Source organism: Peribacillus sedimenti (assembly GCF_046237635.1).
In the GTDB taxonomy this organism is placed as follows: Bacteria; Bacillota; Bacilli; order Bacillales; family DSM-1321; genus Peribacillus; species Peribacillus sedimenti.
This window is the reverse complement of sequence record NZ_CP143547.1, coordinates 3,501,996-3,519,272: the sequence shown is the minus strand read 5'-3', so window position 1 is coordinate 3,519,272 and position 17,277 is coordinate 3,501,996. Positions and strand designations below refer to the sequence as shown.

The 17,277-nt window shown below is 41.7% G+C and carries 14 protein-coding genes; 9 read left to right on the top strand and 5 right to left on the bottom strand.

Annotation, left to right across the window (positions count from 1 at the left end):
* Positions 1–4 precede the first annotated feature (4 nt).
* Positions 5–1,081 carry a tRNA 2-selenouridine(34) synthase MnmH gene (mnmH, locus tag V1500_RS17270; RefSeq protein WP_409301137.1) on the top strand — a complete coding sequence of 359 codons (1,077 nt, stop codon included), beginning with the start codon at positions 5–7 and terminating at the stop codon, positions 1,079–1,081.
* A 218-nt stretch (positions 1,082–1,299) separates the two neighbouring features.
* On the opposite strand, the gene V1500_RS17265 is transcribed toward mnmH, so the two are convergent.
* A complete protein-coding gene (locus V1500_RS17265; protein ID WP_409301135.1) occupies positions 1,300–1,887 on the bottom strand; it encodes a GNAT family N-acetyltransferase in 588 nt (195 codons plus the stop codon).
* 795 nt (positions 1,888–2,682) lie between these two features.
* Between V1500_RS17265 and sucA the strand changes: the two genes are divergently transcribed.
* The 5 genes from sucA to V1500_RS17240 all read left to right on the top strand — a co-directional run bounded on the left by sucA (position 2,683) and on the right by V1500_RS17240 (position 9,394).
* Positions 2,683–5,541, top strand: coding sequence for a 2-oxoglutarate dehydrogenase E1 component (gene sucA / locus V1500_RS17260; protein ID WP_409301133.1), 2,859 nt, complete (start codon positions 2,683–2,685; stop codon positions 5,539–5,541).
* Between the two features lies 1 nt (position 5,542).
* Positions 5,543–6,802, top strand: coding sequence for a 2-oxoglutarate dehydrogenase complex dihydrolipoyllysine-residue succinyltransferase (gene odhB, locus V1500_RS17255; protein ID WP_409301131.1), 1,260 nt, complete (start codon positions 5,543–5,545; stop codon positions 6,800–6,802).
* A 549-nt stretch (positions 6,803–7,351) separates the two neighbouring features.
* Positions 7,352–8,251, top strand: coding sequence for a VOC family protein (locus V1500_RS17250; protein WP_409301129.1), 900 nt, complete (start codon positions 7,352–7,354; stop codon positions 8,249–8,251).
* Positions 8,252–8,267: 16 nt separating this feature from the next.
* On the top strand, positions 8,268–8,669 hold the full coding sequence (locus tag V1500_RS17245; protein ID WP_409301127.1) for a secondary thiamine-phosphate synthase enzyme YjbQ: 402 nt from the start codon (positions 8,268–8,270) through the stop codon (positions 8,667–8,669).
* A gap of 110 nt (positions 8,670–8,779) precedes the next feature.
* Positions 8,780–9,394 (top strand): GNAT family N-acetyltransferase, encoded by a 615-nt coding sequence (locus tag V1500_RS17240; protein WP_409301125.1) that lies wholly within the window; start codon positions 8,780–8,782, stop codon positions 9,392–9,394.
* Between the two features lie 93 nt (positions 9,395–9,487).
* Here V1500_RS17240 and V1500_RS17235 read toward each other — a convergent pair whose 3' ends face one another.
* A complete protein-coding gene (locus tag V1500_RS17235; protein WP_409301123.1) occupies positions 9,488–10,066 on the bottom strand; it encodes a metalloregulator ArsR/SmtB family transcription factor in 579 nt (192 codons plus the stop codon).
* Between the two features lie 705 nt (positions 10,067–10,771).
* On the opposite strand from V1500_RS17235, the gene V1500_RS17230 reads away from it, so the two are divergent.
* The 3 genes from V1500_RS17230 to V1500_RS17220 all read left to right on the top strand — a co-directional run bounded on the left by V1500_RS17230 (position 10,772) and on the right by V1500_RS17220 (position 13,621).
* Entirely contained in the window at positions 10,772–11,761 is a 990-nt protein-coding gene (locus tag V1500_RS17230; protein ID WP_409301121.1) for a phosphotransferase enzyme family protein, read from the top strand.
* Between the two features lie 164 nt (positions 11,762–11,925).
* Positions 11,926–12,855 (top strand): DMT family transporter, encoded by a 930-nt coding sequence (locus V1500_RS17225; RefSeq protein WP_409301119.1) that lies wholly within the window; start codon positions 11,926–11,928, stop codon positions 12,853–12,855.
* Positions 12,856–13,339: 484 nt separating this feature from the next.
* The gene (locus tag V1500_RS17220) at positions 13,340–13,621 is read left to right on the top strand and encodes a hypothetical protein (protein ID WP_409301117.1); all 282 of its coding nucleotides are present in this window, start codon (positions 13,340–13,342) and stop codon (positions 13,619–13,621) included.
* A 357-nt stretch (positions 13,622–13,978) separates the two neighbouring features.
* Here the strand turns inward: V1500_RS17220 and V1500_RS17215 are convergent, their stop codons facing one another.
* From V1500_RS17215 to V1500_RS17205, 3 genes are all read right to left on the bottom strand, one after another.
* Positions 13,979–14,206 (bottom strand): hypothetical protein, encoded by a 228-nt coding sequence (locus V1500_RS17215; RefSeq protein WP_409301115.1) that lies wholly within the window; start codon positions 14,204–14,206, stop codon positions 13,979–13,981.
* Between the two features lie 135 nt (positions 14,207–14,341).
* Complete coding sequence (locus V1500_RS17210; protein ID WP_409301113.1) at positions 14,342–15,436, bottom strand: AI-2E family transporter; 1,095 nt, start codon at positions 15,434–15,436, stop codon at positions 14,342–14,344.
* A 201-nt stretch (positions 15,437–15,637) separates the two neighbouring features.
* A complete protein-coding gene (locus V1500_RS17205; RefSeq protein ID WP_409301111.1) occupies positions 15,638–17,257 on the bottom strand; it encodes an ABC-F family ATP-binding cassette domain-containing protein in 1,620 nt (539 codons plus the stop codon).
* Positions 17,258–17,277 lie beyond the last annotated feature (20 nt).

The window sequence follows — 17,277 nt, the reverse complement described above, 5'->3', positions numbered from 1 at the left end:
ATAATTGAAAGAACTTTCAGTTGATGAGTTTATAGAAAATGAGGATGCAGTGGCTGTTGATGTTCGCTCTCCCGTGGAATTTGAAGAAGGCTCCATCCCCAACGCAAGAAATGTGCCCCTTTTTTCAAATGATGAAAGAAGTGAAATAGGCACCCTATATAAACAAAAAGGCAAAGAAGCTGCAAAGTGGAGGGCCATGGAAATTGTAGCTCCAAAACTACCCGACATCCTGGGTGAAATCAGGAGCATCCAGGAAACAGGGAGGGAACCAGTGATATACTGCTGGCGCGGCGGAAACAGAAGCCAGTCGGTAGCTGCGTTCGCAGACCTTTCCGGACTGTCTGTTTCACGCATTGTGGGAGGCTACCGTGCCTATCGTGAGCGTATACTTGAATTGACAGAGAAAGTCATGCCGAAGAAAGCAATTGTCCTTCATGGTATGACTGGCGTAGGAAAAACATTGATTCTCAATGAAATGAAGGCAAAGGGTTATCCGGTGCTGGACCTTGAGGCGTACGCAAAGCATAGAGGTTCAGTGTTTGGTTCCTTCGGCGAGGAAAAGCCATCAAACCAGAAAACCTTCGATGCCTTGTTGTTCGATGATCTACTATCCATAAGAAATAGTGAATATTTTATCATGGAGGCAGAGAGCAAGCGCGTTGGACGTGCGACACAGCCGGATTTCCTGTTGGAGCGTAAAGAGGAGGGCATACACATTAGTGTGGCAGCCTCAATTGAGAAAAGGATTGAACGTACGTTTGATGAATATGTCACTCCTTATAGGGACCAGGAATGGTTTAAGGACAAGATTTGGGAAAGCATCCATAAGATCGAAAAAAGGATTAAAAATCCTGAAACACTCGATGCCATATATAGAGCTATTGAGTCTGAGGACTATAAGACTTTCATTAAAATTCTTTTTGAAGAATACTATGACCCGCGTTATTCACATATGGAAAATTCATATAAGGGGGAATTTTTCCATGTCAATGCCGACTCGCTTCCTGAGGCTGTATCGGCAATAGAAAGTATAATATCCCGCTCAGGCTATAGAAAACCAGGAGAGCAAGTGGCGATGTAACTGAAAAAGCGCTGCCTTTTAGCACAAGTAGTTCAGATAACGTGGAGAAAAGTTTAAATCGCAGCCCGAATGACAAACGTTTTCGCAGTGTAAATAGCAAGCGAACTAACAATACAATTAACACACCAAAAAAAGCTTGGGATATACCAAGCTTTTTGTCATTGATGTATTGTTCTTATTTCAATAAAGCCCCCTATAAAGGAACACCAAACACCAACTTAATGTTTTTTCTTCCACTCTGACTTACTCAAAATATAATGGTTATAATGTTCATTTTCTATTATTTGTTGACCTCGATAGGTAAACCCACATTTCTCAATTACTTTGTTTGATGAGATATTGTTAATTAAAGCAACTGCGTTAAGGTTTTCTACATTGGTATTTGTAAACAAATAGTCATTCAAACCCCTAGACGCTTTAGTAGCGTAACCTTTCCTTTGATATTCATTTGAAATGGCATACATAATTTCTCTATTGGGTGTTGGAAGTTCTTCCTTAATACCCGTACAACACCACCCAATAAATTCATTCGTTTCTTTAATAAATACCCCTAGTTTTAAAAAATGACTTTCTATGTTGGTATTTTTGGTCGCTGCTTCAAGAAACATTTTATTTGCTGGTATCTCGTAATTGGTGACCCAATCTACCCTTTGTTCTTTGGTTGATTTCCAGTCAGGCAAGAAATTATATATTTCTGGTTGATTTGATATTCTGTATATATTAATTGCATCTTCAACTGAAAACTCTTGAAGAAAAATTTCATCGCAATCTATTCTAAATAATCCTTCTGAAGTATGATGTTTCATAGCTTTTCCCCTTGTAAGTCATATTTTTATTACATCCTTATAAAGCGACCATATCCCATTAATCTGTCCCTTGGATGAAGAACTGAATTTTCATAATCTTTAGCTATAATAAAAATTTACCACATAGCGTTATAAATCCTTGAGTTTTCTTGAAACATAATAAAATACCCTAATTCGCACGATGACAATATGCATTGCCATGATGCTATTTTGGGTGCTATTTGCTATGCTATTTTACTGGTTTTATCTTATTAAACGTTGATAAATCAAGGAAAACAGTCCTGAGACTTAGTGTGTTAAAAGGCCCGCTAAATCATATGCCATTTAAAATGTTTCTCCACAAAAAATGAACTGCTTACTTTTAGCAAGGTGCTTTTTTTGCGCAAACAACTTTTCTGGGATAATAAAAAGATGTAACTTTAAGCAATCCCGCTGGTTCCTCACCGATTCTTACGCAGGCTAAATGTGAACAATTAGCCTGTTAATTATTATTCAACCTTCGATTATTAAGGAAATATTTCAGTATTCACCAAATTATCGAGAAATACCGATAAAATCTATCATTTCCTGCTATTTTCTTAGTTTTAACCTTTGGAAATTTGATTGGAAACATGATAAAATAACATTTGTAACCGTTTTATCCTTGGAATTTTAATAATCTTTTAAAAAATTAACTATCTTTATATAGCTTAACCAAAATAGTTAGAATATAATTTATAGGGGTATTAAAGATACTGTGGGTAAAACGATATATTAATCGTCTATCAAATATACGAACATTTGGGGGTTAACAAAATGACCAACCAGGATGCTAAGGCATTTGACCCTTGGAAAGCTTTCAGTGGGCCAAACCTTGGATACGTCATGGAACAATTTGATTTATTCCAAAGAAACCCGGAAGAAGTCGATCCGGAGCTGAAAAACTTTTTCGAAACATATGGTCCTCCTTCCGAGGATAGCGTCTCTCGCTACGTGGAAACGGCTGCTCCAGCACAGCAGCTGGCAGAAGTACCAAGCAATGTTCCTTCTATGAAGAAGATTATTTCTGCGGTCAAGCTTGCTGAAAATATTCGTACATATGGGCATCTTGCGGCTAATATTTATCCGTTAAATGAGGTGCCTCTTGATAATGAGCTGCTCCATCTGGATAACTATGGTCTGACGCCGGACGATTTAAAAACCATCCCCGCCGACCTGATTTGTTCCGAAGCTCCAGGCAGCGTAACAAACGGTTATGAAGCAATCAAATACTTAAAGGAATTGTATACCAAAACCATCGCTTTCGAATTCGCACATGTGAATGACCTTGAGGAAAAGAAATGGCTGAATGATATGGTTGAATCCGGCAAAATCTTCCCGAAGATTACCAAGGAAAAAAAAGCATGGTTGTTAAAGCGCCTTAACGAAGTTGAAGGCTTTGAGAAATTCCTTCACCGTACTTATGTCGGACAGAAAAGATTCTCCATAGAAGGCCTTGATGCTATGGTTCCTATGCTGGATAAGCTTATTTCGGAAACGGTACAAAGCGGTACGTCCAATGTCAATATAGCAATGGCGCACCGTGGACGTCTGAATGTTCTGGCTCATGTACTTGGAAAGCCATACGAAATCGTTTTTTCTGAATTCCAGCATTCCCCGAACAAGGATCTTGTGCCATCTGAAGGTTCAATAGGGATTAATTACGGCTGGACAGGTGACGTTAAATACCATTTAGGGCTTGATAAGCAAATTAAAAATGAAAATACACAAACGGCCAGATTAACCCTTGCGAATAACCCGAGTCACCTTGAAGTAGTTGCTCCGATTGTAGAGGGATATACCCGTGCAGCACAGGAAGACAGAACAGCTGCTGGATACCCTGGCCAGGATATCGAAAAGTCTCTTGCGATCCTTATACACGGGGATGCAGCGTTTCCAGGAGAGGGAATTGTTCCTGAGACTTTGAATTTAAGCCGTTTAAGGGGATATCAAACGGGAGGGTCCATCCATATTATTGCAAATAATATGATAGGGTTCACAACCGAGAGTGAAGATTCGCGCTCAACCAAATATGCGAGCGATCCGGCTAAAGGCTTTGAAATTCCAATCGTGCATGTAAATGCGGATGATGTAGAAGCGTGTCTTGCCGCGGTTTCTCTCGCACATTTATATAGAAAGAAATATAAAAAGGATTTCTTGATTGATTTAATTGGCTACAGGAGATTCGGTCATAACGAAATGGACGAGCCGCTGGTAACGCAGCCACAAATGTACGCGTTGATTCACAAGCATCCTACCGTAAAAGAAATGTACGCTGAAAAACTTATTTCTGCAGGAGAAATTACGAAAGAAGAAATCGCTTCCATTGAAACCCAAGTAGAGAGCCGGCTGTCAAATGCTTATGACAGAGTTTCCGGAAACAAGCCGGAAGAACCTTCCGAGCTGAATCCTCCTGAAACGGTGGAACACGGATTGCCAAGAGTCGAAACATTTGTCCCGGCAGAAGAGCTTTCCAGTATAAATGAAAAGCTTGTTAAATGGCCTGAAGGCTTTAAGGTGAATAAGAAGCTTGGCCGTATACTTTCCCGCCGTCTAGACTCTTTCGGCGATAATGGAAAGATTGATTGGGCCCATGCAGAAACATTGGCATTTGCCACAATTCTGAGTGATGGAACACCAATCAGGCTGACAGGGCAGGACTCAGAGAGGGGAACTTTCGCTCAAAGGAACATTGTGCTCCATGATAGCGAAACAGGTAAGAAGTATTCACCTCTTCATACTTTGGATTCTGTAAAGGCGTCGTTTGCAGTTCATAACAGTCCGCTGACTGAAACTGCGGTGCTGGCATTTGAATATGGATATAACGTATTTGCTCCTGAAACATTGGTTCTTTGGGAAGGCCAATTCGGTGATTTCGCAAATACAGCACAGGTTATTTTTGATCAGTTCATTGCGGCTGGCCGTGCAAAATGGGGACAAAAATCCGGGCTTGTAATGCTTCTGCCTCATGGCTACGAAGGTCAGGGACCGGAACACTCCAGTGCTCGCCTGGAAAGATATTTATCACTTGCTGCTGAAAACAACTGGACAGTTGCAAACCTAAGTTCTGCGGCACAATATTTCCATATTTTAAGAAGACAGGCAAAGATTCTTGAAATGGATGAAGTACGCCCGCTTGTTCTAATGACACCAAAGAGCATGCTCAGAAACCAGACCATGGCTTCCGAGGCATCGGAGTTTGTGCAGGGAGAATTCCAGCCGTTCATTGAAACCGTTGGAGGAGACAGGGAAACAGTGGAACGGGTTGTTTTCTGTACTGGTAAAATAGCTGTGGAGCTCAGGGAAAAAGCAGCTGCTGAAGACAATCTTGACTGGGTTAAAATCGTCAGCATTGAAGAACTGTATCCATTCCCATTCCTGGGAATCCAAAAACTGCTTACATTCTATCCTAATTTGAAAGAAATCATTTGGGTACAGGAAGAGCCGAAAAACATGGGTGCGTGGACATTTATTGAACCAAGGATCAATGCTGCGGCTCCTAATGGCATATCGGTTTCCTACATTGGAAGAAAACGCAGATCGAGCCCGGCTGAGGGGGATCCTTTAGTTCATAAGAAGGAACAGCAACGAATCATGAATCAAGCATTGACGCGTATTCAAGGGGAGGAAAAGTAACATGGCTGAAGTAAAGGTACCAGAATTAGCAGAATCTATCTCAGAAGGAACGGTCGCACAATGGTTGAAGCAGCCAGGCGATTTTGTAGAAAAGGGAGACTACATTGTCGAACTTGAAACAGATAAAGTAAATGTTGAAATTATTTCTGACTATACAGGGACAATTAAGGACCTGCTCGCTGAAGAAGGGGATACTGTTCAGGTAGGCCAGGCCATCGCAGTTGTGGAAGAGGGAGGCTCTGCAGGCGGACAGTCTCAAGCTCCCGAAGCACCAAAGGCAGAAGCGCAAACAGAAGCACCTAAGGCTGAGCAGCCAAAGGACACTGCTCCAATTCAGGCAGCCACACCGGTTCAGCAGGAATCATCTCAGCGTACCATTGCCTCGCCAGCTGCCAGAAAGCTTGCACGTGAAAAAGGCATCGATCTTAACGACGTTCCGGTAAGAGATCCTCTTGGCAGAGTGAGAGTACAGGATGTTGAAGCTGCAGGAAAGGCCCCAGTCCAGTCAACTCCTGCTGTAAAACCTTCGCCAGCCGCTGCACCACAGGCTCAAGCAGATGACCGTGTGGAAGTAATTAAAATGTCCCGCCGCCGCCAAACGATTGCGAAGCGCCTTGTAGAAGTACAGCAGACAGCAGCCATGCTGACAACTTTCAATGAGGTTGATATGACAGCAATTATGGAACTGCGTAATCGCCGCAAGGATGCTTTCTTTAAACAGAATGATGTCAAGCTTGGATTCATGTCCTTCTTCACAAAGGCAGTCATTGGAGCATTAAAGAAATATCCGCTATTGAATGCAGAAATTCTAGGGAATGAAATTATCAAGAAAAACTACTATGACATCGGTGTCGCTGTTTCTACAGACGAAGGGCTTGTAGTTCCTGTTGTCAGAGACGCTGACCGTAAAGGATTTGCTGACATCGAGCGTACCATTGGTGATCTTGCAGTTAAAGCAAGAAATAATAAATTGGCATTATCTGACCTTCAGGGTGGAACCTTTACCATTACAAACGGCGGAACGTTCGGGTCTCTATTATCCACTCCAATCTTAAACGCTCCTCAGGTTGGAATTTTAGGAATGCATAAAATTCAGGTAAGGCCTGTAGCAATTGACAACGAAAGAATGGAAAACCGACCGATGATGTACCTTGCATTGTCTTATGACCACCGCATAGTCGACGGAAAAGAAGCGGTTGGATTCCTTGTCACAGTGAAACAATTGTTAGAGGATCCGGAACAGCTGTTATTAGAAGGCTGATTAATGATTAAGTGAAGACGAAACCCCTTGCCGATTGGCAGGGGGCTTTTTTCTGTTTTTAGAATCATAGATAAGGGCTCCTGTTTATGAACCATTTTTAGTAGAATCTCAAAAGACAACTGCTTCCTGTGAATTCCAGTCTAAGAGATAGGTAAATATGACTATATGACTTTATATTCTTTATGGCTGTCACGTAAATACTGAACTATTTATATATGAAAGTACTTGGCAGCATTTTCCGATTTCCGACAGCTTGAAAAAGAGACCTTTCTGTATGCAGGGTCTGCCCTGTATATTAAAACACAACATTATTTGATAGCTACTATCGCCCAACTTGTAAAACCAATTTTAAAGTCTCATATCCTTCGGATACTCGATTCAGAATATTATGTTATTATAAAGTGAAAATATTTAGTTCAAAAAGGGATAGGTGCTTTTGTGAAACTGGCCAGAAATTATCAGGAGGTGCGATAAGGACCGGGGGAACTGACTAATGAAGAAATCGAACATCTTAAAGAGAAGAATTTCAACGTATTTGCCAGGCAAACAATGGTGGTTCAAAAAGAGAATAAGGCAATAAGCCATCCCGGTCAGTATGTCAAGGCAGACTGGATTTTTTTATACAATGCTGTATCACCAAATGGCACCGAAATACAAAAAGGAAGTGATTGTTTGAGGATTTCACTCGACCACGTAGTCCATTTTGTCAAAAATGACCCTTCATTTGCAATAAAAGAAATGGAAGACAGGGGCTGGCATGCAGTACACGGAGGAAGGCATGAAAAATGGGGAACATATAATAGTTTAATGTATGCGGGCCTTAGCTATATAGAGTTTCTGTCCGTTGAAGATACCGCAATCGCAAGGGCCTCCGATAATCCTCTTATTCAGCTTCTGTTAAAGGATCAAGAGGGCCTTGGCCAGATTTGCCTCAGGACAGCTGACATATCCGCCCTAAAAAGGCAACTCGCCAAGGAAGGCTTTGAGACAGGAGAGATCCTGGATGCACAAAGAATAAGGGAAGACGGAAAAGTACTACAATGGAAAATGCTTTTTATCAAGAAGGAATCGGGCTTGCCATATCCATTCTTTATCCAATGGGGCCAACGGGATGAAGAAAGGCTTAAGGACCTGAAAGGGTCAGGAATTTTGACTGCAGGGCAGTCACGCAGAAAGATTGCGGCTGTCCATTTTGGGGTAAATGATATCGAAAGCACGATAAAGGAATGGGAAGTCCTTCTGGGCAAGCCGGCTGGTGAAATATACATCCACAATAACTGCCGCTGCTGTTCCATTAGCCTTCGCTCCACGGAGCTTGTTTTTAGACAGCCAATCAGTGAGGGTTATGTAAGCAACATGCTGAAGCTTAAGGGTGAGAGGCCATACTTGGTTGTTCTTGGAGACAATAAGGAATCCGAAGAGATTTATGGAGCTTTGTACAGATTTTAAGAAGGGAGATAAATACATGATTAGACGACTGAATCTCAAAACAGATCAAAGAGACAAAATGGTTGACATAACTTCAGAGGTTCAGAAATTTGTGAATGAAACCGGAATCGTCAATGGGCTTGCGCTGGTGTATTGTCCCCATACAACTGCTGGGATTACCATCAACGAAAATGCTGACCCTGATGTAAAGCGCGACATGCTGCGCCGCTTTGATGAAATCTACCCCTGGAACCACACACTTGACCTGCATGATGAAGGCAATACTGCAGCACATATGAAAGCGAGTACAGTGGGTGCTTCACAGCATGTGATTATCGAAAACGGCAACCTTGTGCTTGGTACATGGCAAGGCATATATTTCTGCGAGTTTGACGGGCCCAGAAACCGGCATTTCTTTGTAAAGATTATCGAGGGATAGGGATTGCAGCGCTGTCCCTCATTTTTGCATAATAACATTAGAATACATTCAGGAAGCAGAAAGATAGTAAAATAATTGAAGTTCGATTCATGTTCTAGTGGAGGCTGAATATGCGGGGAAATGTTACTTTGCACGGCAGCAAGCTTGTGCTAAGAAATCCAGTGAAAGATGATTGGATAAAGGTTTGGCAGCTTGCCTATGGGGAAAAAGACCCTGAGTGGAAAAAATGGGATGCGCCTTATTTTCGTTTAGAGCCTTTGACACTTGAAGAATATATAATCTCCCAAAATGAACGCGAGGCTTTGAACGAAAGGGAGAATTTATATTCTCAGCTTGTAATCGAGGCAAAAGGTGAACTTATTGGTACGATAGGTTTTTATTGGGAACATAAAGGCTCCCGTTGGCTTGAGATTGGAATCACCATTTATAATCCGGAGTATTGGAATGGCGGGTTTGGCACAGAAGCACTTACTTTATACATAGACTATTTATTTAATAATTTGGATGTTGAAAGAGTAGGATTGACAACCTGGTCCGGAAACGAAAGAATGATTGCTGCTTCAAAGAAAGTTGGCATGATTATGGAAGGCCGAATGAGAAAATGCCGCTATTACAATGGTGTCTATTATGATTCCATCAGGATGGGAATGATACGGGAGGAATGGGAAAGCATGAGAGCCGAGACGGAGAAGGACAGCCGAGTTCATTCTGGGTTTATATCCTAGTTCCACAAAAACGAAATGCATGTGAGACCGACTCATCCGTTTACACAGAACAAAGGGTACAAGCACTTTTGGCTTGCACCCTTGTATTTTGATTTAGATCTTTTCCCACATTTCTTTAGGGTTGAGTTCATAAATCCCTTTATCGCGATACATAATCCCCATAATAATAAACTCCCTGCGAATTGTCGCATAGTCCTCGTGGAATTTTTTTATATATTCATTGAGTTCTTTTTCCGGATACTTCCTGCCTGCATCCAAACGGTTCGCCAGGTGATATAACACAATCATTTTTTTCCTTCTTTGCGCTGGGATGGTTTTTAGCCTGCCATCCTTAGTAAGGAAATTTTGGAGAATTTTTTGGTATTCCAGCTCCAAGGCGTCTGTCATTTTATCTTCCTCCTGTCCTATTAGCATATTTGGTAATGCTTGTGAAAAGTGCTCCACCACTTTCAGGTTCAAATGGTAATAAATCGTGTTTTTATCGCGCCTGTCATAGACCAGGTTACTTTCCTTCAGTTTTGCAAGATGGTGAGAAATGGTTGGCGGTGTCAGGCTTAAGATGCCGGCTAAAGCCTGGCCGTGTTTCGGGCCGGAGGCCAGCAGGGACAGGATTCGAATTCTAGTCGGGTCACCCATTGTTTTATGAAACGAAACAAGTTTATCTAATTGCATAAGTTCATCCATTCCTTTAGATTATTATCTAATTAGATGATAATCTAAAAAGATGGTTAACACAAGATGGTTTTCAAATATTTAACAATGCTGCGAATTACTGTTTTGGACAATAAGCTTAGGAGTTAAATATTGTATATTTTAAAAAATTAAATTGTAAATGTTTAAGTTTTGTAATATAATGAAACCGTTAACAAAGGGGTTAACTTTATAGAGTTCCTTTCAGTACGAACTTATGGGGATAAGTTCCGAACATAAAAAAAAAGATCCTTTCGTTTAGAAAGGATTTTTTTTTATCAGATAAGCAAGTATAACTTTTTAACCTAGACTGATGTCTAGCTTCGACGTACACGATGTACAAGTTCTCAAGGCCCAAGATATGTGGTCAGTCAGAATTATCAGGATTAACAGGATGTGCGGTCAGTCAGCGTTATCAGGTCCCCATCCTGCGGTTCGTCAGCGTTGACAGGCCCATAGGATGGAACGTCAGCGTTGGCCCACGACGTGGCGTTCTTAGCTAACTTTTCACTTGTGGGCGGTCTTGGCTGACCTTCAACATGTGGCAGTAATCAGCAGAGGTCCATTCAATCAGGGCGCTTCCGATTTTTTTAATCATAATACAGCTTGACTAAACTGATTATTTTGTAAAATATGAAAATATAAATCTCATTAGTTAGCCAATTATGTTGGCGGAAAGAGGCTTTTATGGAAAAGGCAGTGGAACAGGTTTTTACAAACGAGATTCTGGCTAAGGGAGCGACATTGTTTGGCGTAGCACCCGAAGCTTTGGAAAAGATTGGTGATTTTGAGAGCTATCTGTACAGTGGATTGAAGGATGGGGAACAGATTATTCTCCGTTTTACGCATTCTTCACACAGGTCTTATGAGCAAATGTTTGCAGAAGTGTCATGGGTGAAATTTTTGAAGGAGGAAGGTGTCAACGTATATCGCCATTTTTCGTCTTCCAATAACAGTTATATTGAAAGCCTCAGGGCATCTGATCGAACAGAATTTTATGCAGTATGCATTGAAAAGCTTCCCGGAAAACAGATTAGTTGGCGGGATATAGAGAATGACCCTCATTATGCTTATGAATGGGGAGCTGTAATCGGCAAGCTCCATAAAATAACGCGGAATTATTCTATTCCTGATCATTCCGTACCACGGCCCGAGTGGGATGAAGAGGAATTATTCCATATTGAAAATTACAAACATGATATAGGCAATGAGGTACTGGAGTACAGGAATAAAGTGTTGAAAGACATATCAAATCTGCCAAGAAATGAACATACTTACGGTTTGATCCATTCAGACCTTCATTCTGGCAATTTTCATGTACATGAAGGGGAAATATATCTTTTTGATTTTGATGATTGTTCTTATCATTTTTTTGCCAGTGATATCGCAATTCCGCTCTATTATATTCTTTTTTCGCGTGACTTTCATACGCAACAAGGCCGCCAGGAATTTGCAGAAAGCTTCTTTAACCAATTCGTTTCAGGATATAGGAGCCAAAATGAGCTGCCCGAACAAACATTAGACTCTATCCCTCTGTTTTTACGGCTTCGGGACATTGTATTGCTTTCGGTTCTGTATAAAAAGTTTGACTTTGAAAACCTGAGCCAACACGAACAGGCTTTTTTTGAAGCTGTTAAAAAACGCGTGGAAAACCAGGAAGTAATCATTAGCTTTTAATATATCAATTGATTCATGGCTCAGAGAACAACTGAGCTACTTTTTTTAGAGATAAAGAACCTGCATATATTTGTTTATACTAATTTGTGGATATTGAGAGGATTCTAGACATACAAGGCGGGTTAGATGACTTTTACATCATCTGGTGAGTGGAGGCAATTTAAATGGCAAAAAATAAAGGATATGTCATGGTGCTGACGGCTGCTGCTTTATGGGGAATTTCCGGTACGGCCGCACAGCATCTTTTTGATAAAAGTACAGTTACAATGGGCTGGCTGGTAACGGTCAGGCTGCTGGCCTCAGGGCTGCTGTTTTTAATTATGGCAGCATTAGGCGGAAAAAGCCGGGAGGTATTTACGGTCTGGCGGAATACAGCATCAATATCACATTTTGTGTTTTTTGGAATAGCGGGAATGATGGGGGTCCAATATACATATTTCGCAGCAATCGATACTGGCAATGCGGCAGTGGCGACCCTCCTTCAGTACATCGCTCCTGTAATTATCCTGGCTTATTATTTGTTAAGGCAGCGCAGCATTCCAAACAGGCTTGAAATAATTGCTGTGATTTTAGCGTTATGGGGAACGGTGCTGCTTTTAACCAATGGGAAGCCGGAAACCCTTGCTGTACCCTGGTCAGCAGTTGGATGGGGTCTGTTGTCGGCGTTCGCTTTGGCCTTTTATACTCTTTACTCCAATAAATTGGTGCAAAAATTTAATTCTGTTATTGTTGTGGGCTGGGGGATGCTGTTTGGAGGAATTTCCCTGATTCCAGTATATAAACCTTATGAGTTTGATGCGTCTGAGTGGAATGTAAGTGTGTATCTTCTGATTGTATTTGTCATTATTTTTGGTACATTGATACCCTTTTATTTATTTATTGATAGCCTGCACTATATTACACCGAAAGAAGGGAGTTTGCTTTCTTGCGCAGAGCCGCTCTCATCTGTTATTACTTCGATCATTTGGCTCGGGGTGCCTTTTGGGATCTTTCAGGGAGCAGGCGCCCTCAGTATAATCGGCATGGTCATTTTATTGACGCTCAAGCCAAATATAAAAAAGGGGGCGCCGGCGCAGCATTCCGCTGAAACTTAACAAATTTGCAGTTTCGATATATTGAACTAAAGGTTTCCTTCATGATAAGGCTGTTGATTTTTTTGTTGCAGGCGCTCGTTTTCTGAGAGGTGTCAGGGAGCCTCCTCGGCGCGTTTGGCCAAGTAGTTCCCTATGGCTGCGTGTCCCGCAGGACTTTGGAATGGCTTCCTTGAATATGACCACGCACGAAGAAAACGGCCAATTTTCGATGAGTCTCCCATCTTCCATTCAAATCAACAGGTTGCTTAATTTAGATGGCATCTAATGAAAGGGAAAATATTTAGTTCAACTTATATTGTTTTCAAAATGAAGAATTTAATAGATACACTTTGGCATAGAATACTAAAATTGCTTCTAAATGTTGCTCATGGTCAATTACCTAAAACATTCGATGATTTATGGATAACAGCCTAATCAATTTGCTCTGAACTCACATATTTCTATAGAGAAACATGAAAGAAAGAATTTTTTGAGGAGGAGCAGAATGAATCCACAAATTCCAAATTATCAAATTGATCCGAATGATACAAGGCGCTGGGGCTGGGGTCGGAGGCCATGGGGCTTTGGCTGGGGCCGGCGACCATGGGGCTGGGGCGGTTTTGGCTTTGGCGGTCCTTTCGTTGGCGGATTGCTTGGGGGACTTGCCGCCGGTGCGCTGGTTAGCCCGTGGCTGTATGGAGGCTATGGTTATCCCGGCTATGGTTATCCGGGATATGGTTATCCAGGATACGGGTATGGCTTTGGCGGATACCCGTATTTTATCTGAATATGATTCAAGCCGGGGACAAAAACCCGGCTTCTTTCCATATGCAAAAGTGTCACGAATTTATGATTGCCAAGAATGCAACAATCAATCAAAAAGCCTTGTCACACCTTTTCCCAACCACCATAGTATTCTAAAAGGAAGAAACAGCAGCTCTGGGATAAAGAAAAGTACATCGAACATAAATTCACCAAACGTATATCGGTAAGTTCCTTGTAATTTCCGTTTTTGTTTTCTTCGCTCTCTTCGCTCTCTTCGTTCTCTAAAGGACACCGCGCATTCCCCTCCCTCTTAATTTCGCGTTCCGCATTCATACTTTTATCATAAAGGGCAGCTTTAAGGAATCACAACATTTTATAATTAATCATTGTTCCGATGCATATATTGAAATATTTTAAAATGAAAGGAAAATTCATCGAATAAACAGGTTTCTTCGTTAAAGGAGTACTGCTCAAGGAAATAACACAATACATCGGGATCATCCATATCATCAAATAAACCGGATACATAAAATTTATATTCTAATCGTTCAAATAGTCTTTCTGCGTCATACCATTCAAACAGCTTGCGAACCGTTCCCAAGTCCATGCTAACTCCCCTTTCACATAAAGTATTTCGTGAAGAAGAAGTTTTCAAACGTATTCAATGAATGGGCAGCGGCAGCCCATAGCAATAGACATAAAAAACCCCGGAGATAGACTGTCCTACTTCCGGGGTTACTAGTCATGGCCTTAAAATGTCGCCGTTTTTTCTAAGATTGATAAATCGGTAGGTGTGGAGCACGACTACCTTTGAAACTGCATAGGTTGGCACCGCCAGAAGAAGTCCTGCCACTCCGGCGAGGCTCCCAGCTACCATAAGCAAAAGGATGATTGTCAGTGGATGTATATCCAGCTTTTTGCCCATAACCTGCGGGGAAATGAAGTTGCTTTCCAATTGCTGAACAATCAGGACAACAATTACCACCCATAATGCTGTCAATGGAGAGTCAATAAACCCAACTATTACAGCTGGCAATAGACCTATGAAAGGACCGACAAAGGGTATGACATTCGTAAGCATGGATACAAGCGCAAGGATTAACGGATAATCCAGGCCAATGATCAAATAGCCGATCAGGATAAAAACCCCTACAAATACGCTTACAAGGATTTGCCCCTGAATATAGGAGCTTAATGCCTCATCCATATCACCCAGAACTTTTCTGCCTTCATCCTTATGCTGGCCCGGAACAAGCTTCAATATTTGGTCAGGCAATTTTTCCCCATCCTTCAGCATATAAAAAACGATAAACGGAATCAAAACCGCGAGCAGGATTACTCCTGTCACAGCAGAAACTAATTTAAGGATGTTATTTCCTATTGCAGTAGCAAACCGGTTGATATTTTCCGTCAGTTTTCCCGACAGGTCATCCAAGGAGAAATTTTCGTTGTTCTGGAAGCGGCTTACGTATTCATTCGTGCTGAGCTTGGTCAATTCTTCCTTTACAATTACAGCATAAGTTGGAGTATTTTCTACCAGGCTGCTTACCTGTCTTTGAAGGGGAGGACCTGCGATAAAGATCATGGATACAATGAAGCCGATCCCAATTAAGTATATCATTATGATGGAAAGGGACCGCGGTATGTATTTGGCCAGGAAATTTACAAGCGGGCGCATCAGATAATAAAGCACTCCAGCCAGTATAATGGGAGTGAACAAGGTTGTAATCATTACGGCAATGGGGGTAAATATAAAGTTTACCTTCGATGCCAGCAATATGATTAACAAGATTAGCGCGATTCCATAGCCAAGGCGGAACATTTTCGTTTGAGGCATTACACCAACTCCAATACAACAAGCAATTTAGCTTCATGATACCTTATCCAAATAGAAAAATGAAATCTAAATTACCTTTTTCACTGCTGAAAAGTAGATATCTTCTATATGGTTTGAAGGTAAAATGAGATATAAGATGAACCATTTTACAATAGTAAAACGGCACAGCTTCTGAAAGAAGTGCGCCGTTTAACAGCCGAATCAGCTATACATTTCAGCAACCTGTTTTTGCAGCTCGCCATTTTCCAGGTATTCATCATATGTCAGCTGTTTGTCGACCAAGCCATTTGGTGTGATCTCGATGATCCGGTTAGCAACCGTCTGAATAAACTGGTGGTCGTGAGAAGAGAATATCAGTGACCCTTTAAAGTTTATCAAGCCATTGTTTAAAGCGGTTATTGACTCAAGGTCCAGGTGGTTTGTCGGTTCGTCCAGCATCAGCACGTTTGAACCGGAAAGCATCATTTTAGAAAGCATACAGCGTACTTTTTCGCCGCCGGAAAGGACGCTTGCCTTTTTCAACACTTCCTCACCTGAGAAAAGCATTCTGCCGAGGAATCCGCGCAGGAAGCTTTCACTTTGGTCGTTCGGCGAATATTGGCGCAGCCATTCAACAAGAGTGGCTTCTTTGCCGTCAAAATACTCCGCATTATCTTTAGGGAAGTATGCCTGAGAGGTGGTTACACCCCATTTGTATGTGCCGCTGTCAGGCTCCATTTCACCTGCGAGTATTTTGAATAATGTGGTCTTTGCAATTTCATCGCGGCCCACAAGAGCAATCTTATCGCCTTTATTCATAATGAAGCTTACATTGTCCAGTACTTTTTCGCCATCGATTGTCTTTGATATTCCTTCCACACGAAGAAGGTCATTTCCTATTTCCCGTTCAGGCGTGAAATTGACATATGGATAACGCCTGGATGAAGGCTGGATGTCATCAAGGGAGATTTTATCCAGAAGCTTCTTACGGGAAGTAGCCTGTTTTGACTTCGAAGCATTCGCACTGAATCGTGCAATGAAGCCTTGAAGCTCCTTAATTTTTTCTTCCTTCTTCTTGTTCGCATCCTGCATCAACCTAGTTGCCAATTGACTGGACTCATACCAGAAATCATAGTTTCCGACATAAATTTTGATTTTCCCAAAGTCCAGGTCAGCAATATGCGTACAAACCTTATTAAGGAAATGACGGTCATGCGATACAACAATGACTGTATTTTCGAAGTTTATTAAAAACTCCTCCAGCCACTGGATTGCCTTGATATCAAGGTGGTTAGTAGGCTCATCCAGCAGTAGGACATCCGGCTTGCCAAATAGAGCCTGGGCAAGCAGTACCTTAACTTTGTCTCCGCCTTGTAATTCTGCCATTTTTTTATTGTGAAGCTCTTCACCTATGCCAAGGCCCTTTAACAGAATGGCAGCCTCCGATTCTGCTTCCCATCCGTTAAGTTCAGCAAATTCACCCTCAAGCTCCGCAGCCTTCATTCCATCTTCATCTGTGAAGTCAGCCTTCATATAAATGGCATCCTTCTCCTGCATAACCTCATAAAGCCTTTCATGTCCCATGATCACGACGCTCAGTACTTCATGTTCTTCATATTCGAAGTGGTTCTGTTTCAGGACAGCCAGCCTTTCGCCAGGGCCCATGTGAACGTCGCCTGTCTGTGCTTCAATCTCGCCTGAGAGAATCTTTAAGAATGTAGACTTGCCCGCTCCGTTTGCACCTATTAAACCATAGCAATTGCCTGGTGTGAATTTTATATTTACATCTTCAAACAGCTTGCGGTCACCATAACGCAAGCCGACATTATTGACAGTAATCATTTAATTGCATACCTCCATAA